Annotated in this window: 18 protein-coding genes; 11 read left to right on the forward strand and 7 right to left on the reverse strand. The window is 59.3% G+C overall.

Translation table 11 applies throughout. The annotated features are described in order from the left end of the window. Window position 1: 1 nt before the first annotated feature. Window positions 2-913, reverse strand: coding sequence for an N-acetylmuramic acid 6-phosphate etherase (locus tag ACP7B1_RS12015; protein ID WP_346305243.1), 912 nt, complete (start codon window positions 911-913; stop codon window positions 2-4). Window positions 914-1,110: 197 nt separating this feature from the next. Between ACP7B1_RS12015 and ACP7B1_RS12020 the strand changes: the two genes are divergently transcribed. The 9 genes from ACP7B1_RS12020 (at window position 1,111) to ACP7B1_RS12060 (ending at window position 10,020) form a co-directional block, all read left to right on the forward strand. Then, the gene (locus ACP7B1_RS12020) at window positions 1,111-1,998 is read left to right on the forward strand and encodes a BadF/BadG/BcrA/BcrD ATPase family protein (protein WP_426136928.1); all 888 of its coding nucleotides are present in this window, start codon (window positions 1,111-1,113) and stop codon (window positions 1,996-1,998) included. After that, the gene (locus ACP7B1_RS12025; RefSeq protein ID WP_223612690.1) at window positions 1,991-2,779 is read left to right on the forward strand and encodes a GntR family transcriptional regulator; all 789 of its coding nucleotides are present in this window, start codon (window positions 1,991-1,993) and stop codon (window positions 2,777-2,779) included. The genes ACP7B1_RS12020 and ACP7B1_RS12025 overlap by 8 nt, the downstream gene beginning before the upstream one ends. A gap of 17 nt (window positions 2,780-2,796) precedes the next feature. After that, window positions 2,797-3,807: an SIS domain-containing protein gene (locus ACP7B1_RS12030; RefSeq protein WP_223612689.1), complete on the forward strand. Its 1,011-nt coding sequence runs from the start codon at window positions 2,797-2,799 to the stop codon at window positions 3,805-3,807. After that, window positions 3,804-4,973, forward strand: a complete 1,170-nt coding sequence (nagA, locus tag ACP7B1_RS12035) for an N-acetylglucosamine-6-phosphate deacetylase (RefSeq protein ID WP_346305244.1) — start codon at window positions 3,804-3,806, stop codon at window positions 4,971-4,973. Before ACP7B1_RS12030 ends, nagA begins: the two co-directional genes overlap by 4 nt. 81 nt (window positions 4,974-5,054) lie before the next feature. Further along, window positions 5,055-5,654, forward strand: a complete 600-nt coding sequence (gene pncA, locus ACP7B1_RS12040; RefSeq protein ID WP_223612687.1) for a bifunctional nicotinamidase/pyrazinamidase — start codon at window positions 5,055-5,057, stop codon at window positions 5,652-5,654. A 162-nt stretch (window positions 5,655-5,816) separates the two neighbouring features. Then, window positions 5,817-7,127 (forward strand): sn-glycerol-3-phosphate ABC transporter substrate-binding protein UgpB, encoded by a 1,311-nt coding sequence (gene ugpB, locus ACP7B1_RS12045; protein WP_346305245.1) that lies wholly within the window; start codon window positions 5,817-5,819, stop codon window positions 7,125-7,127. A 65-nt stretch (window positions 7,128-7,192) separates the two neighbouring features. Further along, window positions 7,193-8,083 (forward strand): sn-glycerol-3-phosphate ABC transporter permease UgpA, encoded by an 891-nt coding sequence (gene ugpA / locus ACP7B1_RS12050; protein ID WP_288194052.1) that lies wholly within the window; start codon window positions 7,193-7,195, stop codon window positions 8,081-8,083. Between the two features lie 11 nt (window positions 8,084-8,094). After that, the gene (ugpE, locus tag ACP7B1_RS12055) at window positions 8,095-8,943 is read left to right on the forward strand and encodes a sn-glycerol-3-phosphate ABC transporter permease UgpE (RefSeq protein WP_346305246.1); all 849 of its coding nucleotides are present in this window, start codon (window positions 8,095-8,097) and stop codon (window positions 8,941-8,943) included. A gap of 6 nt (window positions 8,944-8,949) precedes the next feature. Further along, window positions 8,950-10,020 carry a sn-glycerol-3-phosphate import ATP-binding protein UgpC gene (locus ACP7B1_RS12060; protein ID WP_346305247.1) on the forward strand — a complete coding sequence of 357 codons (1,071 nt, stop codon included), beginning with the start codon at window positions 8,950-8,952 and terminating at the stop codon, window positions 10,018-10,020. Window positions 10,021-10,078: 58 nt separating this feature from the next. On the opposite strand, the gene ACP7B1_RS12065 is transcribed toward ACP7B1_RS12060, so the two are convergent. From ACP7B1_RS12065 to ACP7B1_RS12085, 5 genes are all read right to left on the reverse strand, one after another. Then, window positions 10,079-10,861, reverse strand: coding sequence for a MetQ/NlpA family ABC transporter substrate-binding protein (locus tag ACP7B1_RS12065; protein ID WP_374042746.1), 783 nt, complete (start codon window positions 10,859-10,861; stop codon window positions 10,079-10,081). A gap of 31 nt (window positions 10,862-10,892) precedes the next feature. Continuing rightward, window positions 10,893-11,558: a methionine ABC transporter permease gene (locus tag ACP7B1_RS12070; RefSeq protein ID WP_346307078.1), complete on the reverse strand. Its 666-nt coding sequence runs from the start codon at window positions 11,556-11,558 to the stop codon at window positions 10,893-10,895. Next, window positions 11,548-12,588: a methionine ABC transporter ATP-binding protein gene (locus ACP7B1_RS12075; protein ID WP_223613457.1), complete on the reverse strand. Its 1,041-nt coding sequence runs from the start codon at window positions 12,586-12,588 to the stop codon at window positions 11,548-11,550. The genes ACP7B1_RS12070 and ACP7B1_RS12075 overlap by 11 nt, the downstream gene beginning before the upstream one ends. Before the next feature lie 643 nt (window positions 12,589-13,231). Continuing rightward, window positions 13,232-14,539: an O-acetylhomoserine aminocarboxypropyltransferase/cysteine synthase family protein gene (locus ACP7B1_RS12080; RefSeq protein WP_346307079.1), complete on the reverse strand. Its 1,308-nt coding sequence runs from the start codon at window positions 14,537-14,539 to the stop codon at window positions 13,232-13,234. 211 nt (window positions 14,540-14,750) lie between these two features. After that, a complete protein-coding gene (locus ACP7B1_RS12085) occupies window positions 14,751-15,848 on the reverse strand; it encodes an NADH:flavin oxidoreductase/NADH oxidase (protein ID WP_346307080.1) in 1,098 nt (365 codons plus the stop codon). Between the two features lie 110 nt (window positions 15,849-15,958). Between ACP7B1_RS12085 and ACP7B1_RS12090 the strand changes: the two genes are divergently transcribed. Together ACP7B1_RS12090 and ACP7B1_RS12095 are read left to right on the forward strand one after the other, a co-directional pair. After that, complete coding sequence (locus ACP7B1_RS12090) at window positions 15,959-16,261, forward strand: ArsR/SmtB family transcription factor (protein ID WP_223612679.1); 303 nt, start codon at window positions 15,959-15,961, stop codon at window positions 16,259-16,261. Window positions 16,262-16,606: 345 nt separating this feature from the next. Then, window positions 16,607-18,949: a putative bifunctional diguanylate cyclase/phosphodiesterase gene (locus tag ACP7B1_RS12095; RefSeq protein WP_426136929.1), complete on the forward strand. Its 2,343-nt coding sequence runs from the start codon at window positions 16,607-16,609 to the stop codon at window positions 18,947-18,949. Window positions 18,950-18,993: 44 nt separating this feature from the next. Here the strand turns inward: ACP7B1_RS12095 and ACP7B1_RS12100 are convergent, their stop codons facing one another. Beyond that, entirely contained in the window at window positions 18,994-20,790 is a 1,797-nt protein-coding gene (locus ACP7B1_RS12100; protein ID WP_403177145.1) for an acyl-CoA thioesterase, read from the reverse strand. Between the last annotated feature and the right edge of the window lie 7 nt (window positions 20,791-20,797).

Genomic DNA, 20,797 nt, shown 5'->3' on the forward strand with positions numbered 1-20,797 from the left:
GTTAACGAGAGCCGAGGCTCCCTTTCAGTGTCGAAAGCGACGGGCGTAGCCTCTGTTGATTGCTTTCGAGAATGTGTGATGCCTGTTTTGCGTCGGCTGCACCCGCTGCCAGCAGGATTGCGCGCTTTACTGATCCATCGGTTGAAGCCAGATGCTGTTTCGCATCGGCGATGTCGCAGGCGGCGATGGCCGAAACGATGAGAGCGGCGCGTTCGCGCAGCTTTTCATTGTCGGCAACAAGATTGACCATGTAGCCGTCATGCACGTGGCCCAGATGCACGGCCATGAGCGTGGAGAGAAGATTGAGCGCGATTTTCTGCGCGGTCCCTGCCCCCATGCGTGTCGAACCGGCGACGATTTCCGGGGGTGTTTCCAGCGTGATCGCCACGTCGGCATGCCTGAACAGCGGCACAGCCGGATTGTTGGCAATGGCGATGATCTTCAGCCCGCGCCGCTTGGCCTCATCGATGGCCGCCACCGCATAGGGCGTCGTGCCGCTGGCGGAAATGGCAATCAGGCAATCGCCCTGCCCAAGGCCGGCGCCGGCAATGTCGCGGGCGGCCTGCTCGACATCATCTTCATACCCGCCGGCAAGGCGGACAAGACTTTCGATACCACCCGCCAGAAGGATCACCACACGGTCCGGCGCGATGCCATAGGTGCCGGGCAGTTCGAGTGCATCGGCAAGCGCCATCAGGCCGGAGCTGCCGGCGGCGGCATAGGCAATACGCCCGCCCGCAGCCAGGGTTTCGGCGGCAAGCAGCGCCGCCGCGGCAATGGAATCCGTCGCCCGCGCCACCGAAGCCGCTGCCTCGATCTGCGCCTCGTGCAGCAAACGCAAAACATCGGCTGGCGATCGCTCGTCCAATCCGGATGCCTTGTCGTTGCGTTGCTCGGTACGGGTTACCACCACTCGCCTCTCCTCGTTGCGATAATTAATGCCAAAAAAATACCACTTGTCCAGAGGTTCTTAAAAAAATCATGCACTGTTTTTCATACAAGTTAAATTACTCAATAAAATCAGCATGATGAATAAAAGTGGAAAAAACCTGGAATTAACGCTTGGCTATTGGTATTTTATTGGTATTCTATTTTCGGAGGGCAACGAGTGTGAGATATCTCCTGGGAATTGATGGTGGTGGAACAGGCTGCAGGGCAGCCGTGGCCGATATGACAGGCCATGTTCTGGGCATCGGCAAAAGCGGTTCGGCCAACATCATGACCGACATGGAAAACGCGCGCCTGAATATTCTCGGCGCGACAAATGCAGCCTTTGCCGAAGCCGGGATCGATGCCGCAATGATTCCCGCGACCGCGGCGGTTCTTGGGCTCGCTGGCGCCATGGTCGGCGGCAATGGCGAGAAGCTGCGGACAACCCTGCCCTTTCAGCATTCCCTGGTCACATCCGATGGCACGATCGCCCTGCAGGGTGCGCTCGGCGACAATGACGGAACCGTGGTCATCATCGGCACAGGCACCCTGTTCGTCACACGCGAAGGCGATGACATCCGGTTTGCCGGCGGCTGGGGCTTCAAGGTGGGTGATCTTGGCGGCGGCGCGCGAATCGGCCGCGATCTCCTGGAAGAGGCCCTGCTGGCCCATGACCGGTTTCACCCTTCGTCACCCCTGACAGAGGCCGTCCTCCAGCGCTTTGAAAACAATCCTCACCGGATCGTCGAGTTTGCCCACGCGGCACGCCCCAGCGATTTCGGTACGCTTACGCCGCTGGTTTTTGATTATGCTGCCCGCAACGATGCCGTGGCGCTGGCGATTGTGAACAGGGCGGCGGCACAGATCGAAGAGGGGCTCGATGCCATCATGCCATCCGCACAGGAACGCCTGTCATTGATCGGCGGACTGGGGCCATTGTTCGAACAGCGTCTTTCACCCCCGTACCGGGCAAAGCTGCAAAAGCCGCTGCATGATGCGCTGATGGGCGCGGTGCAACTGGCGGTGAAAAACTTCGCGCCGGCGCGCAAGGAGGCCGTGCATGGCTGATGGGTTGATTGATATCCTGCCTTCCCTGAACGACGGCTCCGCCAGCGGCGGCCCGCTCTATGTCAAGCTGCAGCGGCTGATCGAAACGGCTGTCCGCGACGGCATGCTGCAGCCAGGCGATGCCTTGCCGCCCGAACGGGAACTTGCCACCATCGCCGATATTTCGCGTGTCACCGTGCGCAAGGCGGTTCAGGGGCTGGTCAACACCGGCCTGCTCGTGCAGCGGCATGGCTCCGGCACCTTTGTCGCGCCCCGTTCGGAGCGGGTCGAGCAATCGCTGTCGCACCTGACCTCGTTCACCGAGGACATGGCGCGGCGCGGCATGATCGTACGCTCCACATGGCTCGATCGCGGCATCTATCCGCCCTCGCCGGAAGAAATGGTCACGCTCGGTCTTTCCTCGGGCGAGAAAGTTGCCCGCATCAGCCGCTTGCGCGTTGCCAATGACACGCCCATGGCGATTGAACGCGCCGCCCTGTCCATTCAGGTACTGCCCAATCCGGAACTTGTCACGCTGTCGCTCTATGCGGTGCTGGCTGAGGGCGGCAATCGCCCGGCCCGCGCCATTCAGCGCATTTCGGCGGCAATCCTGAAGGAGGCCGATGCCAAATTGCTCGAGGTGCCGGCGGGTTCGGCCAGCCTCAACATCGAGCGCATATCCTATCTCGAATCGGGAAAAGTGATCGAATTTACCCGGTCGATCTATCGGGCGGATGCCTATGAATTTGTCGCGGAGCTGAAGCTCGGCGACTCCTCGGAAATTTCAGGAGCAGTACTTTGACCACCAACGGAACTCTCATGCGCGAAGAAATTCGCTCCATCCCGGATGTAACCGCGCGGTTTCTCGATGCTTCCCGCGATACGCTGGCCAATGCCGGAGCAAGACTGCGCGAGAAGAACCCGCCCTTCCTGGCCTCCATTGCCCGCGGTTCATCCGACCATGTGACAGCCTATCTGAAATACGCAACGGAACTGACCGCAGGCATTCCCGTCGCCTCGCTCGGACCGTCCGTCGCCTCGATCTATGGCATCACCCTGAAACTCGAGAGCGCCGCGACCCTCTCCATTTCCCAGTCCGGCAAGAGCCCCGACATTGTCAGCATGACCAAGGCGGCACGCGAAAGCGGCGCGCTGACGCTCGCCATCACCAATGAAATCAATTCCGATCTCGCCTATGCCAGCGATCTCGCCATCGATATCCTGGCGGGGCAGGAACGCAGCGTCGCCGCCACCAAGACCTTTGTCAGCTCGGCGGTCGCCGGTCTCGCCATGATCGGCCACTGGACGCAGAACAAGGAACTGCTTGCCGCCATCGATGAACTGCCCAAGGCCCTTGCAGCGGCCATCCGTTGCGACTGGTCGCCGTTCGGCGCCGCCATGAAGGGCGAAAATTCGCTTTTCGTGCTTGGACGCGGACCATCCCTTGCCATTGCCAACGAAGTGGCGCTGAAATTCAAGGAAACCAGCGCCATGCACGCGGAATCCTACAGCGCCGCCGAAGTCATGCACGGACCCAAGGCCATCGTCGGCAAGGATTTCCCCGTTCTGGTGCTTGCAGCGCGCGATGCGGCTGAGGATTCAATCGTGCAGGCTGCCGATCGCCTTGCCGAACAGGAGGCCGCTGTCTTCCTGACATCGGCGAAGCCGTCGAAAGCCACCGCATTGCCGTTCATCGCGACGTCGCACCCATTGACGGACCCGCTCACTCTGCTGGTATCATTCTATGCTTTCGTGGAAGATTTCGCCCGCAGCCGCGGATTGAATCCGGACGAGCCACCGCATTTGAGAAAAGTGACTGAAACAATATGAGCACTGTCTATGCACTGACCGGCGCCGACATTTTTGACGGCGAAAACTGGCATGCCGGTTCGGCGATTCTCGTCGATGCCGGCACCATCACCGGTATCGTTGCCCAGGCGGACATCCCTGCGGATGTTCGCCGGGTCGCGCTCAACGGCGGCAAGCTTGTGCCCGGTTTCATCGACGTGCAGGTGAATGGCGGCGGCGGCGTTCTTCTGAACGACGGCCCGAGCGTCGAGGCGATCAGGACCATCTGCCAGGCGCATTTCGCCTTCGGCACGACCGCCCTCCTGCCGACCCTGATCACCGACACCCCCGCCATCACCAATGCGGCGATTGCCGCCGGCAAGGCGGCGGCGCTGGAAAAAGTCACCGGATTTATCGGCCTGCATCTGGAAGGGCCGCACCTTTCCGTCTCGCACAAGGGTACGCACGATCCCGCGCTTATCCGCCCGATGGAGGACAGCGATCTTGTGGCGATCGTGGAAGCCGTGCAGGCACTGCCGGTACTGCTCACCACTGTCGCCCCGGAGACCGTTCCCGTCGACAAGATCAAGGCCATGGTCGATGCGGGCGTCATCGTCAGCATCGGCCACAGCGGCGCAACGTATGAAATGGCGGTCGCGGCCAAGGATGCCGGCGCGTCCATGGCAACTCATCTTTTCAATGCCATGAGCCAGCTCGGAAACCGCAGCCCCGGCGTTGTCGGCGCCATCCTTGAAACCGGCGAATTGTCGGCAGGGCTGATTGCCGATGGTTTCCACGTCAGCAAGGCCTCGATGGCGATTGCCCTGCGCGCCAAGCAGGGTCCGGCCAGGATTTTTCTCGTGACCGACGCCATGTCGACCATCGGCACGGATATCACCACCTTCACGCTGAACGGACGGACGATCCGGCGGCATGACGGCCGCCTGACGCTCGAAGACGGCACGCTGGCGGGAGCCGATCTCGACATGATTTCGGCAGTCCGCTTCGTCCATCGCGAGCTTGGACTTGACCTGGAGGAAGCCCTGCGGATGGCCTCGCTCTATCCCGCCGAGAGCATCCGTATCGATCATCGCTACGGGCGCATTAGCACCGGATATGTCGCCAATATCGTGCATCTCGATGATGCACTTGACGTCGATCACGTCTGGATCGACGGCGATCTGCATTACGCCCGAAACCCGAGTTGACGGGCTTCTCCGATTGGCCATACTGCCATATCCAGTGGAACGAATTTGACATTCGGACCACTGGACAATCGGAGAAATAAAATGGCTGGGGATGCGCTTGTCGTCATCGATGTGCAGAACGATTTTTGCCCGGGCGGTACACTGGCCGTGGATGGCGGAAGCGAAATCGTCCCGATCATCAACAAACTGATCATCCGGTTCGATCACGTCATCCTAACGCAGGACTGGCACCCGGCCGGCCATTCGAGCTTCGCTTTCTCCCATCCCGGCAAGGCGCCCTTCGACACGGTGAAAATGCCCTACGGCGACCAGACGCTGTGGCCGGACCATTGCATTCAAGGTACGCCGGGTGCCGATTTCCATGCGGATCTGCAGTGGACCAAGGCCGAACTGATCATCCGCAAGGGCTTCCGTCCCCACATCGACAGCTACTCGGCGTTTTTCGAAAACGACCGCAAGACCCCGACCGGCCTTGCCGGCTACCTGCGCGAGCGCGGCATCACCAATGTGACCTTTGTCGGGCTGGCGACAGACTATTGCGTCGCCTATTCCGCGCTGGATGCGGTGGCGCACGGTTTTACCGCCGATGTGCTGCTCGATGCCTGCCGCGCCATCGACATGGGCGGGTCACTGGCCGCCATGGTCGCTAATATGCGCAAGGCCGGCGTCACCCTCATCTGACCGGCGCAAAAGTGAACAGCTGAGCATTTTTTCCACAGGCGTTAACCCAGACATTCGACCAAAGTCATAAAACTGTTGTTTCTCTGTCACATAATGAGGATAGTGCCCATAAGCGCATCCAATAAGCGTGTTCCTAACGACGCCTCATTATGGGAGACATACATGACATTTCGCGGCACTTCGCTCAGCCTTGCGCTCGGACTTATCCTCGCATCGTCCACCTCATCCTTTGCCGTCACCGAAATCAGCTGGTGGCACGCCATGACCGGTGCCAACAACGAGGTTGTTGAAACCCTGTCGAAGGAATTCAATGAAAGCCAGAGCGACTACAAGGTCGTTCCAGTATTCAAAGGCACCTATCCGGAAACGTTGAACGCCGGCATTGCCGCGTTCCGTGCCAAGCAGGCCCCGCATATCATGCAGGTATTCGACGCGGGAACCGGCGTCATGATGGGCGCCGAGGGCGCGATCAAGCCGGTGGCCGACATTCTCTCGATGGGCGGCGCAAAGTTCGACAAGAGCCTCTATCTGCCGGGCATCGTCGCCTATTATTCCAAGCCGGACGGCACGATGCTGTCCTTCCCCTACAACAGCTCCTCGCCGATCCTTTACTACAACAAGGATATCTTCAAGAAGGCGGGCCTCGATGAAAACAACCCGCCAAAAACCTGGCCGGAAGTCTGGGAAGCCGCCAAGAAGATCAAGACCAGCGGCGCTGCCAAGTGCGGCTACACCTCGACATGGCTGACATGGATCCACACGGAAAACTTTGCCGCCTGGAACAATGTCTCCTACGGCACCAATGAAAACGGCATTGCCGGAACCGATGTCGAGCTGAAGATCAATGCTCCGCTTTTCGTCAAGCATTTCCAGGAACTGGCCGACCTCGCCAAGGACGGCACCTTCCGTTATGGCGGGCGCACATCCGAAGCCAAGCCGCTGTTCCTGTCGGGCGAATGCGGCATCTTCACCGAATCCTCCGGCGGCCTGGGCGATGTGGTCAAGTCGGGCATGAACTACGGCACCGGCCAGCTTCCCTATGACCCCGATGCCAAGGGTGCACCGCAGAACACGACACCGGGCGGCGCCAGCCTCTGGGTGTTCGCCGGCAAGTCCGACGCGGAATACAAGGGCGTTGCCGCCTTCTTCACCTTCCTGTCGCGTACCGACATCCAGGCCCGCCTGCACCAGGTATCCGGCTATCTGCCGGTGACCCTTGCCGCCTATGAGGACACCAAGAAGTCTGGTTTCTACGACAAGAACCCTGCCCGCGAAATTCCGATCAAGCAGATGATGGGCAAGGCGCCGACGGAAAACTCCAAGGGCGTTCGTCTGCCGAACCTGCCACAGGTGCGTGATATCGAGAACGAAGAGTTCGAGAACATGCTTTCCGGCAAGCAGACCGCCCAGCAGGCCCTCGACAATGCCGTCAAGCGCGGCAATGCAGCCATCAAACAGGCGAACGGCCAGTAAGAGCCGGTTCATGAACGCCCCGTCCGCATGTCTTGCGGACGGGGCTCTTTTCAAGAGGGGCAATCATGGCATCGTCAACGCGTGTCACTTTTCCGAACAAGATCCTGCCATATCTGCTGCTGGCGCCGCAGCTTGCCATCACGATTGTCTTTTTCTACTGGCCCGCGTCCCAGGCCATCCGCCAGTCGGTGCTGCGCGAGGATCCGTTCGGCCTGTCGACCCAGTTCGTCGGCCTCGGCAATTTCAAGCGCATCCTGAGTGACCCCAACTACTTGAACTCGCTACAGGTCACGGTCATCTTCTCCATCGCCACGGCAGTCATTGCCATGGGCTTCGCGCTGCTGTTCGCCGTCATGGCCGACAAGGTCATCCGCGGCAAAGGTGTCTACCGCACCCTGATGATCTGGCCCTATGCCGTCGCTCCGGCCATTGCCGGCATGCTCTGGCTGTTCCTGTTCAACCCCTCGATGGGCACATTCGCCTATATGATCCGCTCCGCCGGTTACAATTGGGACCCGCTGCTCAACAGCAATCAGGCCATGCTGCTGGTGGTTGCCGCCGCCGCGTGGAAGCAGATCAGCTACAATTTCCTGTTCTTCGTTGCCGGGCTGCAGTCCATTCCCAAATCGCTGATCGAAGCCGCCGCCATCGATGGTGCGGGCGAAACCAAGCGCTTCTGGACCATCATTTTCCCGCTGCTTGCCCCGACGACGTTCTTCCTGCTGGTCGTCAACACCGTCTACGCCTTCTTCGACACGTTCGGCATCATTCATGCCGTCACCGGCGGCGGCCCCGGCAAGGCCACGGAGACACTGGTCTACAAGGTTTACAATGACGGCTTCGTCAACCTGATCCTTGGCGACTCTGCGGCGCAATCGGTGATCCTCATGGTCATCGTCATCGGCCTGACGGCGATCCAGTTCCGTTATGTCGAGCGCAAAGTGCATTACGGCTGAGGAGCGCAGAGATGATCCAGAACAATCCCATCGGCCGTCTCGTCGCCCACATCATCCTGATTGTCGGCATCCTGATCGTGGCCTTCCCGATCTACTACGCCTTCATCGCCTCCACCCAGTCGCTGCAGGATATCATGCGGCCGCCGCTGTCCCTGCTGCCCGGCGGGCATTTCTGGGAAAATTACACGACGGCGCTTTTCGGCGGCATCGGCCGCATCGGCGGCGTGAGTGTCGGTCGCCTGCTCATCAACAGCACGATCATGGCGCTGGCGATTGCCGTCGGCAAAATCATCATTTCGATCCTGTCGGCCTATGCCATCGTCTTCTTCCGCTTTCCCGGCCGCATGGTGTTCTTCTGGCTGATCTTCATCACCCTGATGCTGCCGGTCGAGGTCCGCATCCTGCCGACCTACAAGGTCATGGTCGATCTCGGCCTCATCGATACCTATACGGGCCTGACGGTTCCCCTCATGGCATCGGCTACCGCAACGCTCCTGTTCCGGCAGTTCTTCATGACCATACCGGGCGAGCTGGTGGAAGCGGCACGCGTCGACGGTGCAGGCCCATGGCGCTTCTTCAAGGACATCCTGCTGCCCCTGTCCAAAACCAACATCGCAGCGCTGTTCGTCATCCTCTTTATCTACGGCTGGACCCAGTATCTCTGGCCGCTGCTGATGACAAACCGCAATGACATGACGACCATCGTCATCGGTCTGCGCAAAATGATTTCCTTCGCCGATGCCGACACCGAATGGCATCTGGTGATGGTGACCTGCATTCTGGCCATCCTCCCCCCGATCCTCGTCGTTGTGCTGATGCAACGCTGGTTCGTGCGCGGTCTGGTCGAAACGGAGAAATGATCCCATATGGCAAGTGTTGAACTCACCAATGTCCGCAAGGTCTATGCAGGCGGCGTCGAGGCGGTCAAAGGCGTCGACATAGACATCAAGGACGGCGCCTTATGCGTGCTTGTCGGCCCGTCGGGCTGCGGAAAATCGACCCTCCTGCGCATGATCGCGGGGCTGGAATCCATTACCGACGGCACGGTCAAGATCGACGACAAGGTTGTCAACGATCTCGGCCCCGCCGAACGCGACATCGCCATGGTCTTCCAGAATTATGCGCTCTATCCGCATATGAAGGTCTATGACAACATGGCCTACGGCCTGCGCAACCGCGGCATGCCGAAAGACCAGATCGACAAGCGCGTGCGTGAAGCAGCGGCAACGCTGGAGCTGGCGCATCTGCTCGAACGACGTCCGCGCGAATTGTCAGGCGGTCAGCGGCAGCGTGTCGCCATGGGCCGCGCCATCGTGCGCAACCCCAAAGTGTTCCTTTTTGACGAACCCCTCTCCAATCTCGACGCCAAGCTGCGCGGCCAGATGCGGGTGGAAATCAAGAACCTGCAGCGCCAGCTCGGCGTGACCAGCGTTTATGTCACCCACGACCAGCTGGAGGCCATGACGCTTGCCGACATTCTCGTGGTGATGAATGCCGGTGCTGTCGAACAGATCGGCGCGCCGCTGGATATCTACGAAAAGCCCGCCAGCACATTCGTCGCCAGCTTCATCGGCGCCCCGCCGATGAACCTCATTCCGGTGACCGCCGGCGAATCCGGCCTGATCCTGAAGGACGGCACGCGGATCGGCGCCGAGGGGCTTGCCGTATCCGACAAGGATGCGGTGATCGGGTTCCGTCCGGAAGATCTGGAGGTTGCCACCGGCACGGAAAACCACATTGGCGGCCTGCTGCTCGACCTCAAGGTGCTCGGTGTCGAGCCGGTCGGCGCGGAAAGCTATGTCTATGGCATCATTGGGGGTGAGCGGGTCGTCGTGCGGGTTGCCGGCCGTTCCGTATCCCAGCCCGACGATCATCTCAGGGTGATCATCCCCAAGGAAAAGCTGCATCTTTTCGGCGGCAACGGCAAGCGCATCTGAAGACATTAAAGCAAACCACTCCCCTCCACCCACCGGCGAAGGGGAGTGAAAGTGTCGATTACCAAGCTGGAACAGCCGCACCCTTGTACTTGTCGAGGATGAACTGCTTGACCGGATCGGAATGGTAGGATTCGATCAGCGTCTTGACCCAGGGCTTGTCCTTGTCGGCCTTGCGCACGGCGATCAGGTTGACGTAGGGCGCCTTTTCGCCTTCCTTCAGGATCGGGTCCTTCATCGGATCAAGGCCAGCTTCAAGCGCGTAATTGGTGTTGATGGCAGCGGCATCCACATCGTCGATGGAACGCGGCAGTTGGGCAGCATCCAGTTCGACGAACTTGAAGTTCTTCTTGTTCTCGGTGATATCGGCGAGCGTCACCTTGAGGCCTGAACCTTCCTTCAGCTTGATCACACCCTTGTCGGCAAGGATCAGCAGCGCCCGGCCGCCATTGGTCGGATCGTTCGGAATGGCAATCGTCGCGCCATCGGCCAGTGCATCGAAGCTCTTCACCTTCTTCGAATAGACGCCCATCGGGAAATTCACGGTGTTGGCGACATCGACGAGATCGAACTTGCGGTCGGCAATCTGGTTGTCGAGATAGGGCTTGTGCTGGAACGAGTTGGCATCAAGCTCGCCGTCGTTCAGCGCCTGGTTCGGCACGACATAGTCGGAGAATTCGAAGATTTCGATGTCGAGGCCCTTCGGCTTGGCGATTTCCTTGACCTTCTCCATGATCTGCGCGTGTTCGCCCGGCGTCACGCCGATCTTGATCGTTTCGGCCAGAGCGCCCGTCGCGCTGAGCATTGCCGCCACCGCAGCGGTGACGAGGATTTTCTTCAACATTGTACTCTCCTGTTTTAACGTAAACGTGTTTTCAGCGGGGACGGATGCGCTTGTCGAACCGCCGTGCCAGCCGGTCACCGGCGCTCTGCACAAGCTGAACCAGCACGATCAGCACCAGAACCACGATGGCCATCACATCCGGCATGAAGCGCTGATAGCCGTAGCGAATGCCGAGATCGCCGAGCCCGCCGCCGCCGACGGCACCGACCATGGCAGAATAACCGATCAGGCTGACGATGGTGAGCGTCAGGGCCGATGTGATGCCGGGACGCGCTTCGGCCAGCAGAACCTTGAACACGATCTGGGCGGGACTTGCACCCATCGCACGGGCAGCCTCGGTCAGCCCCGGATCGACCTCGCGGATTGCCGATTCAACCAGCCGCGCGATGAAGGGAATGGTTGCGATGGTCAGCGGTACAATCGCGGCGGTGGTTCCGATGGAGGTCCCGGCAATCATGCGGGTGAAGGGAATGATGGCGACGACCAGAATGATGAAGGGCGTCGAGCGGGCCGCATTGACGATAAGCCCGAGCACCTTGTTGACCGAAGGCGCAGCAAAAAGCTCGCCGCGGCCGCTGGTCGCCAGAAAGACACCGAGCGGAATGCCGAACAACGAGCCGATCAGGCCCGCCACGGCGACCATGTACAGCGTCTGGCCGGTGGACTTCACCAGCAGTGCAAAAATATCAGCGGACATAGCCGACAACCTCCGATGACAGGCCGTGATCGGCAAGAAAGCTTCGGGCTTGGACTATCTTTGCCTCATCGGCGAGCAGGGAAACAACCAGCATGCCGAACGGGCGCCCGGCAATCTCGTCGACCGCACCGGCCATTATATTGACCTCGATACCGAGATCGCTGCCGAGCCGCGCCAGCATGGGCTCCGTCGCATTCTCGCCCTTGAAGATGATGCGCAGGATCGTCCGCAAGCCCGGCTCCGGCTTCTCGACCATCTGCCGCGTCAAAAACTCCGGCAGGTGCAGCCCTGCCAATCCACCCAGCAGCGACCGGGTTGTCGCATGGGTATGACCGGTGAACACATCGAAAGTCGGGCCCTGTTCGACGATGCGTCCGCCATCGATAACCGCCACGTGATCGGCAATGGTCTTGATCACTTCCATCTCATGGGTGATCAGCAGAACAGTGAGGCCAAGCTCCTTGTTGATGGTCTTGAGCAGGGCAAGAATCGACCGGGTTGTTTCAGGATCAAGTGCCGATGTCGCTTCATCCGAGAGAAGCAGTTTGGGTTCCGTTGCCAGAGCCCGCGCGATGCCGATGCGCTGTTTCTGCCCGCCGGACAGTTCGGAGGGATAGCGATTACGCTTGTCCGACAGCCCCACCAGATCGAGGAGCGGTGTCACCCGCTTTTCGATGGTCTGTCTGTCGACACCGGCGATTTCAAGCGGCAGGGCGATATTGTCGAAAGCCGTGCGCGACGAAAGCAGATTGAAATGCTGGAAGATCATGCCGATGGAGCGGCGCACGTCGCGCAGCCGCTTTTCATCAAGCTCGGCGATGTTCACCCCGTCGACAACGACGCGGCCGCTTGTCGGCTTTTCCAGCCCGTTGACCAGCCGAATCAGGGTGGACTTGCCCGCGCCGGAGCGGCCGATAATGCCGGTGACGGAGCCGCGCGGGACAATCAGATCGACACCGTCGAGCGCGGCCACTTCCGCACTGGTGCGCCCTGCCGCAAAGCGCTTGGAAACGCCTTCAAACGCCACCATCGGATCAGCCGCCGCGGTCAATCCATCACCGGCAGCCGTTCCCGCCGCTTCTCCCGTCTTCCGTGTCACAACCGTCATCATCATTTGCGCTGCCTGTGCAGCCGCCCTGTTGTCTGTTTGCGACCGTCTATACCGATCCGGTCGACTTTTCGATAGGGCATACGGGCAAGCATGAACATTTTCGATAGTGGAAATCGTGGATTCATCGGCCGGCGGCCGGCATAATGCGTCAAGATCGCGCCAAGCGCATTCGACTATAGTTGAAAATTACTATTCAAAACAACCGCTTACCTCAAATGATTCAACTCTGCATTTCTAGCGGGGCTTTGTGAAAACGGGCAATGGATTGAACAGGCGTTTTACACGTGATCCATTTGAGGGCGAAGCAGCAAGCACCGAGCCAGCCGGTGCATCGGGGAGATGGGCCTCCCCGACCACGGCAATGGCCTTGCTCTCAAAACTGGAGGTGATCTATGCGGAAATTGCCGTTTAGTATCACACTAGTCGCGAAAAGAACCCGGACCGGCTGGCAGCTGATAGTCCGGGTTCGATTTACACTTTAGAAACGAGGGGTGGGTGAAAGCCCATCCCTCACTCCAGAACTTTACAACATCCGCCCCACGATTCCAACCAACCCTGGGTTTCAAGCGGCGAGCGCCAGTTTCGATGCATTCAGGCCGCGCTCCAAATCGCCAAGAATATCATCGATATGCTCAATGCCGACCGAGAGCCGGATGTACCCTTCCGAAACACCGCTCGCCCGCTGTTCTTCCGGCGAGAGCTGGGAATGCGTGGTCGTTGCCGGATGGATGGCGAGGCTGCGGACATCGCCGATATTGGCTACGTGATAGAAGAGTTCGAGCGCTTCGATAAATTTGCGCCCTGCCTGCAGGCCACCCTTGAGCTCGAAGCCGACCAGACCACCAAAACTGCCCGAGAGATATTTTTCCGCCCGCTCGCGATCGAGACCGCTCTGCTGTGATGGATGGATGACCTTGGCGATCTCCGGCCGTTTGGCCAGGAACTCGGCAACCTTCTGCGCATTCTCGACGTGGCGTTGCAGACGCAGCGACAGCGTCTCGATGCCCTGGATAGTCTGGAACGCATTGAAGGGGGACAGCGCCGCGCCAAGGTCGCGCAGCAGCGTAACGCGCGCCTTGATGATATAGGCGACGGGTCCGATGGGTTTGACCGCCTCCGTCCAGACCGCACCGTGATAGCTTGGGTCAGGTGTGTTCAGCGCTGGCTGCCGTTCAGGGAATTTCTCCCAGTCGAACTGGCCGCCATCGACAATGATGCCGCCGATGGAGGTGCCGTGCCCGCCAAGATATTTGGTGGTGGAGTAGACGACAATGGCGGCGCCGTGCTGCAAAGGCCGCGCGATCAACGGTGCCGCCGTATTGTCGACGATCAGCGGAATACCATATTCGCGCCCGATGGCGGCGACTTCGGCAATGGGAAACACGGTGAGTTTCGGATTGGGCAGCGTTTCCGCGTAATAGGCACGGGTTCGCTCATCCGTAGCCCGGCGAAACGCTTCGGGATCCCGGGGATCGACAAAGCGCACCTCGATGCCCTGATCCTTCAGCGTATTGGCAAACAGGTTCCATGTGCCGCCATAGAGATCGGTGGAACTGACGATATTGTCACCAGCCCGCGCAAGGTTCTGCACGGCAAGCGCAGACGCCGCCTGCCCCGAAGAAACCGCGAGCGCAGCAATACCGCCGTCAAGCGCAGCAACACGCTTCTCCAGAACATCGGTGGTCGGGTTACCGATACGCGTATAGATGTTGCCGAGTTCTTTCAACGCGAAGAGATTGGCCGCGTGCTCCGTGTCACGGAACTGGTACGAGGTCGTTTGGTAGATCGGCACAGCCACGGCGCCGGTTGCGGGATCGGCCCGCCAGCCGGCATGCAGGGCGATGGTCTCGGGGTGCAAATGGACTGCCATGGTTTTCGTCCTCGTGTTGGTGCGGAATGATCACCCGAAACACTAGGAGAAGTTGCAATGAGGGAATACGCAGGCCGTTGCTTATTTCAGCGTGTTCGCGAAATCCCATACTAAAAGCGGGGCGCAACGCCCCACTTTATGCCAATCGCGCACCTATGAAACCGGGTATGGAGAATTCCATTCCCGGCTCCATGCTATTTACCCGGAGGGCTCAAGCAGCCCGATAACGTTCCAGCCAATGGGCGTAGGGTGAAGGCAGAACCCAGGCCGGCTTCTCGACGCCCAGTTCCTTGGCGGCGCGGAACGGCCAGTGCGGATCAGTCAGCAGCGGACGTGCCAGCATGACGAGATCGACCTTTTCATCACGGATAAGACCGTCGGCTTCCTGCGGCGTGCTGATGTACCAGGATGTCGAGGCCGGCAGACCGGTTTCGCGGCGGACACGCTCCGCAACGGACCCAAGGAATGCCGGGCCCCACGGAATATTGGTCTTGCCCAGCGAGAAGCCCATGCTGACATCGATGAAGTCGAGGCCATTGGCCTTCAGCTGTTTGACAAGCTCTATGGCTTCGCTGAGGGTTTTTTCGTCCTGCCCGTCATACTCGATGACGCCGAGACGCGCTGTCAGCGGCAGGTTTTCCGGCCAGACGGCCCGCACGGCCTGCACCGTTTCGATGAGGAATCGGCTGCGGTTCTCAAAACTGCCGCCATAGTCGTCGGTCCGCGTGTTGGAATGCTCGGACAGAAAACTCTGCGCGAGATAGCCATGGGCAAAATGCAGTTCGAGCCATTCGAAGCCGGCGGAAAGTGCCCGCTTCGCGCTGTCGACGAATGCCTGCTTCACCCGCTCGATATCGGCCTTGGTCATTGCGTGCGGAACCTTCGACAGCCCGCCGCCATAGGCAATGGCCGAAGGGGCAATCGTTTCCCAGCCGCGCGGATCATCGTCCGCAATATGGTTATCGCCTTCCCACGGCCGGTTCGCGCTGGCCTTGCGGCCCGCATGGCCAATCTGGATGCCGGGAACGGCGCCCGCATCCTTGATGGTCTGAACCGCCGGTGCGAATGCCTTCGCCTGTTCATCATTCCACAACCCAGCGCAACCCGGGGTAATCCGGCCTTCCGGCGACACGGCGGTTGCCTCGACAATCACCAATCCGGAACCGCCACGCGCCAATCCGCCGAGATGAACGTGATGCCAGTCATTGATCACGCCGTCATTTGCCGAATACTGGCACATGGGGGAAACGGCTATTCGGTTGCGTAATGTCACATCCTTCAAGGTGAAGGGGTCGAAAAGAGAGGCCATATATTTACTCCAAGGTGGGGTGCTGCAGACATTCGGGTCCGCTGATATTTCTATAGTTCGATATTATTCGAACAATAGCAATACACAAAATTTTGTGCTAGGATGCGTGCATGAGAGAATATCGCCATCCCCAGATCACCGAAGTGCAGCTCGAATCCGTGCTTTACGCGCTGAGCGACCCCATCCGCCTGTCGATTGTCCGGCAGTTGGCCCGTGAAGGTGAGGCAACCTGCGCCGCGCTTGAGAACGGACGCCCGAAATCCAGCGTGTCGCATCATTTCCGCGTGCTGCGGGAAGCCGGGATCATCAAGACCCGCAACGACGGCACCTCGCGGATCAACGAATTGCGCGACAATGAACTGGCTGAGATTTTTCCGGGCCTGCTGCCGGCAATTCTCGCAGTCCGGGGCTAGGGTCCGGACCCTGGAACAACGCGGCAAGGCGGACCGCTTGAATGATCCGCCACACAGCCGGTGAATGCGCCCGCCTTATACATGGAAGCAACTTTGATTTTTACATGAATTTAACAATACAAGACATCGATATTCTCTTTTATATTTGAATATTCACATTCAATTCGCATCGTCAGCGGAGAAATTACAAAACTTCTTACAAATAATCTCATATTACTCGGGCATAAACCATACAACCATAAAGACATTGGTAACTATTATAAAAAATGGTAAGCAAATTAACCAATGCCGAACGTAATAAAAATAGCATAGGGAAATATGAACTCGCCTTTCTGAGGTCCGTGAGTGCAACTGTCGAATTTCCATACGCCTGACGCTATCCGTTCCATGTTCGGCATGCGGGGAACGATAAATCCTGCCGTCAAGCGGCGGGTCTACGCTGAACAGATGGATGTGGCGCTGCGACTGGCGCCCTTTACCGTCATCGTGGCCATGAGCGTCGTGTTCGTGGTGGCGTTTGTCTTCTGGGATCAGGGACATAGCCTGTATCTGGGCAGTCTGGCGACCATCGTCACCGTCATGACCGCCGCATCGCTGTTTGCCTGCTGGCAATGGTACAAGGTGCCAAAGGTCAAGGAGCTTGGCTTCGCCGGCATCAAATACCTGATCATTATATCCGCATGTTACGGCCTGTGCCTGGCCAGCATTCCACTCATGCTTTTTCTGGAAGCCGACGCCTACCACAGGCTGCTGATCGCCTGCACGGCGGCCGGTCTCATGGCGACCGGCATCGGCGTGGCCGTGGTTCCGTTGGCCGCCATTGCCTTTTCGGGCGCCATCATCACCGGCTCGTTCTTTGCCCTCGCCTCGACCGGCGAGGATTTCTTTCTTTTCATTGCGATCTTGCTGGCCATCTATGCGCTGTTCATCCTGTTCACCATCGTGCACATGAGCAACCTGATCGTCATGCGCACGCTCGACCAGATCAAGGTCGAGCAGCAGAAGGAGGTCATCAGCCTGCTTCTCTATGATTTCGAAGAGAATGCCAGTGACTGGATTTGGGAAACCGACGCCGACCTGAAGCTCCAGCACACCTCGCCGCGCCTGGCACAGATCGCCGAGAAGACCACCAAGCAATTGCAGGGAATGCCTTTCGCGCAACTGTTCAAGGTCGACCAGTCACACGCTGAAGAGGCGGTGAAGGTGGGGTCGATCTGGCAGGCCATTGAAAACCGCACGACCTTCCGCAACCATATATTGCCGATCAATATAAAGGGCGAAACCCGCTGGTGGTCACTGACCGGCAAGGCAATCTTTGACAATGCCGGGCAGTTCTGCGGTTATCGCGGGGTTGGTTCCGACGTGACAGCGGCAAAGCAGTCGGAAGACAAGCTGTCCTATCTCGCCCGCTACGACGTGCTCACCGATCTGCCGAACAGAACCCTGTTCACCGATCAGCTCGCCGAAGCAACCAAGGAACTGGAAACCGGCCTCGCCGGCTTTGCCGTGTTCTGCATCGACCTCGACGAATTCAAGACCGTCAATGACAGCTTCGGCCACGGCATCGGCGACCAGTTGCTGAAGCAGGTCGCGGAGCGTTTGCGCGGCACATCCCCTGCCCGCTACATCGTGGCGCGCCTGTCCGGCGACGAGTTTGCAATCCTGGCCCCCGGCGCCGGCCAGCCCGAAGCGACGGCACTGGCGGAAGATCTCGTGCGCCGCATCTCACAGCCATTCTGGATCGATGGCATCCAGATCAACATCCATATCAGCATCGGCATCGCGCTTGCCCCCATGGACAGCGTCAGCGACATCATGCGCTGCGCCGACCTTGCGCTGTACCGCACCAAGAACGAAGGCCGGAACAGCTATCGCTTCTACGAAGTCGAAATGGATGCGCGGATCGAGGCCAAGCGCGCCCTGGCGATGGATTTGCGCGGCGCGCTGGCGCGGCAGGAGTTCATCCTGCATTTCCAGCCGATCGTGTCGGCCATCACGCTCAAGACCGTCGGGTTTGAAACCCTCCTGCGCTGGAAGCATCCGGTGCACGGGTATATTTCTCCGGCCATCTTCATTCCGATTGCGGAAGAGACCGGCAATATCATCCCCCTCGGCGAATGGATCATCCAGGAGGCTTGCAAGACGGCGGTGTCCTGGCCCGACGACATCCATGTGGCGATCAATATTTCCGCGATCCAGTTCCGTCATTCGGATCTCGCCTCCATCGTTCGCGATGCGCTGACAACCAACAAGCTGAAGCCCAACCGCCTGGAACTCGAAATCACCGAATCCGTGTTCCTTGAAGCCAATGTCGCGGCGATTTCCCTGCTGCGGCAGTTCCGGGCAATGGGTGTAAGCATTGCGCTTGACGATTTCGGCACCGGCTATTCCAGCCTCAGCTATCTGCGCAAGATGCCGTTCGACAAGATCAAGATCGATCAGTCCTTCGTGCGCGACCTCCCGCACAACAGGGGAAGCCTTGCCATCATCCGTGCGGTGATGGGCCTTGGCGCGAGCATGGGCATGAAGATCACCGCGGAAGGCGTTGAAACCCGTGAACAGCTGGCCTGCCTGCAAAAGGAAGGCTGTGATCAGGTGCAGGGCTTCCTGTTCAGCCCGGCGGAGCCGTTTGACAAGACAGCCGACCTCATGTCGTTCGACCGCGACCGCTACGAAGTCGCCAGCTGAGGCGCGTTCTCAAACCCGATGAAGAGAGGAAGCAGCCCGGCGGCTCACGCCTGCCGCTTCGTCTTGTCCTGAACAGTCGGACGATAGCTGGGTGACAGCCGCGAATCCTTTGGCCAGTAGGCCAGGAAGCCTTTGATGACTTCGCCGGGAATATCGAGCGGATTGTACTGATCCCTGTCCACGAACATCAGGGACTGTTCGCCATGGCCGAGCAGGCCTTGCGCTGCGCTGTGGATTTCGTGCTGCAGCGTGACGAATTTGCGGTTGTGCCGGGCGATCTTGATACGAACGCTGATCTGCTCGAACTCTTTCGATTCCCGCCGGTAATCATGGGTGAAGGAACGTGTGAGGATGTAGAACCGCGTCGTCGCCAGATCGAAATCCGGCATGCAGACATTGAAGAACAATTCGCGCGCCTTGCCCACCCAGCGCACATAATTGGCGAAGTAGACGTTCCCGACCGAATTGGTGTCGTCATAGGTCGGGGTGAGATGCATGACGAACCACTCGCCATCGAAACCATGCGACTGCGATATTTCCTCGCCGCCCGACGTGTTTGTCAGCGGGGCAGTGCTCATCATCCGAATGGGCTGGTCGACGATTTCAACCGGGATCGCCTTCGAGCGGGGTCCCACCAGTTCGATGATGACCGGCAAAGCGCCGATCAAGCCGATGAACGGCGACAGGAACAGGAAGCCGGGTACAGGCTGGATATAGCCGAGAACGAAGATCAGCGACGATCCGCAGCCGATCAGGAAGCTCAGCACCGGATCGAATTTCGGTTTCGCGCCCAAAGCCTCGCAAACCAGATTGGCGGACGCGCTGACGAACAGCGTGGCGAAAGGCATCATGAAATACATGAGCGAAAAGTTTGCCGGTACGGCGGCATAGGCAACCCAGGTCGCGCCGATCAGCAGCCACAGCGGCGACGACGCAATGCCATCGGGAATAAGCGCCAGCAGCGGACTGTTGCTGCGCATGTTCTTGCCGCGCAGATACCAGTTCGTCGCGCAATAAAAACTGTCGACCGTCGATGTGAGCGCCGCAATCGTCCAGATCGCAAAGGCAATCGCCAGATAGGGCGCACCATTTTCCGCGGCCAGGACAACCGCTGCGGAAACCGACCCTTGCGCGCTCGGCAGGCCGTCAATGGAAATGATGCTGCCGATGGGACCGACCGTCGACGCGATGGAAGCATTGAGCAGGAGAAAACCGAAGAACAGCAAGGCACCGGCGCCATAGGCGATCCCGACCGACCCGCCCTCGCGCTTGATATAGACCGCCCGCTGCCAATGCTGGATATCGAGCCACGGGCCGAGCAGGAAGCCGATCACCGTCGGCATGACAAGGCCGTAAAAGCGTGCATCGAACTGCTGGAGCGGGACACCGGGATAGTCCGACGTCTGCCGCAGACCGGAAAGCAGCACGAGCCCTGCGGCAACGCCGATCACCGTATAGAGGATATGCAGCTTCTTGATCTGCTCCAGTGAAAGCGCATGGCCGATGGCGCAGGAAGCCAGAAGCAGGAAAGCAACGCCTATTGTCGCGCCCTCGCCCACAATCGGCTGCCACAAATAGGCAACGAAGCCGAAAACCGTCACCACCAGCGCCGCCATCTGGAACAGCAGAAAGACGCCGACATAGCGGTTTTCGATGTCCTTCATGATCTGGTCCGGCGTCCGCTTGCTGCGGCCGAGAATAAAGCCGAACAACCACAGACCACCAACATTCGAGATCGCGAAACCGAAGAAACCAAGCCAGCCATAGGTCAGCGTGACGTGGATGGAATAGAAAAAACCCAGACCCCACAGCCAGGATAGGCCAATTGTAGGCGCCCACATAAGATTT

Origin of the sequence: Phyllobacterium sp. SL163, assembly GCF_049896885.1 — a bacterium.
GTDB classification, from domain to species: Bacteria; Pseudomonadota; Alphaproteobacteria; order Rhizobiales; family Rhizobiaceae; genus Phyllobacterium; species Phyllobacterium calauticae.

Coding starts and splice junctions, on each gene's coding strand:
- ACP7B1_RS12030 (WP_223612689.1), top strand. CDS start 2,797: ATGCGCGAAGAAATTCGCTCCATCCCGGATGTAACCGCGCGGTTTCTC.
- ugpA (WP_288194052.1), top strand. CDS start 7,193: ATGGCATCGTCAACGCGTGTCACTTTTCCGAACAAGATCCTGCCATAT.
- ACP7B1_RS12090 (WP_223612679.1), top strand. CDS start 15,959: ATGAGAGAATATCGCCATCCCCAGATCACCGAAGTGCAGCTCGAATCC.
- ACP7B1_RS12065 (WP_374042746.1), bottom strand. CDS start 10,861: ATGTTGAAGAAAATCCTCGTCACCGCTGCGGTGGCGGCAATGCTCAGC.
- ACP7B1_RS12025 (WP_223612690.1), top strand. CDS start 1,991: ATGGCTGATGGGTTGATTGATATCCTGCCTTCCCTGAACGACGGCTCC.
- ACP7B1_RS12100 (WP_403177145.1), bottom strand. CDS start 20,790: ATGTGGGCGCCTACAATTGGCCTATCCTGGCTGTGGGGTCTGGGTTTT.
- pncA (WP_223612687.1), top strand. CDS start 5,055: ATGGCTGGGGATGCGCTTGTCGTCATCGATGTGCAGAACGATTTTTGC.
- ugpB (WP_346305245.1), top strand. CDS start 5,817: ATGACATTTCGCGGCACTTCGCTCAGCCTTGCGCTCGGACTTATCCTC.
- ACP7B1_RS12060 (WP_346305247.1), top strand. CDS start 8,950: ATGGCAAGTGTTGAACTCACCAATGTCCGCAAGGTCTATGCAGGCGGC.
- ACP7B1_RS12085 (WP_346307080.1), bottom strand. CDS start 15,848: ATGGCCTCTCTTTTCGACCCCTTCACCTTGAAGGATGTGACATTACGC.
- ACP7B1_RS12075 (WP_223613457.1), bottom strand. CDS start 12,588: ATGGTGGCGTTTGAAGGCGTTTCCAAGCGCTTTGCGGCAGGGCGCACC.
- ACP7B1_RS12070 (WP_346307078.1), bottom strand. CDS start 11,558: ATGTCCGCTGATATTTTTGCACTGCTGGTGAAGTCCACCGGCCAGACG.
- nagA (WP_346305244.1), top strand. CDS start 3,804: ATGAGCACTGTCTATGCACTGACCGGCGCCGACATTTTTGACGGCGAA.
- ugpE (WP_346305246.1), top strand. CDS start 8,095: ATGATCCAGAACAATCCCATCGGCCGTCTCGTCGCCCACATCATCCTG.
- ACP7B1_RS12080 (WP_346307079.1), bottom strand. CDS start 14,539: ATGGCAGTCCATTTGCACCCCGAGACCATCGCCCTGCATGCCGGCTGG.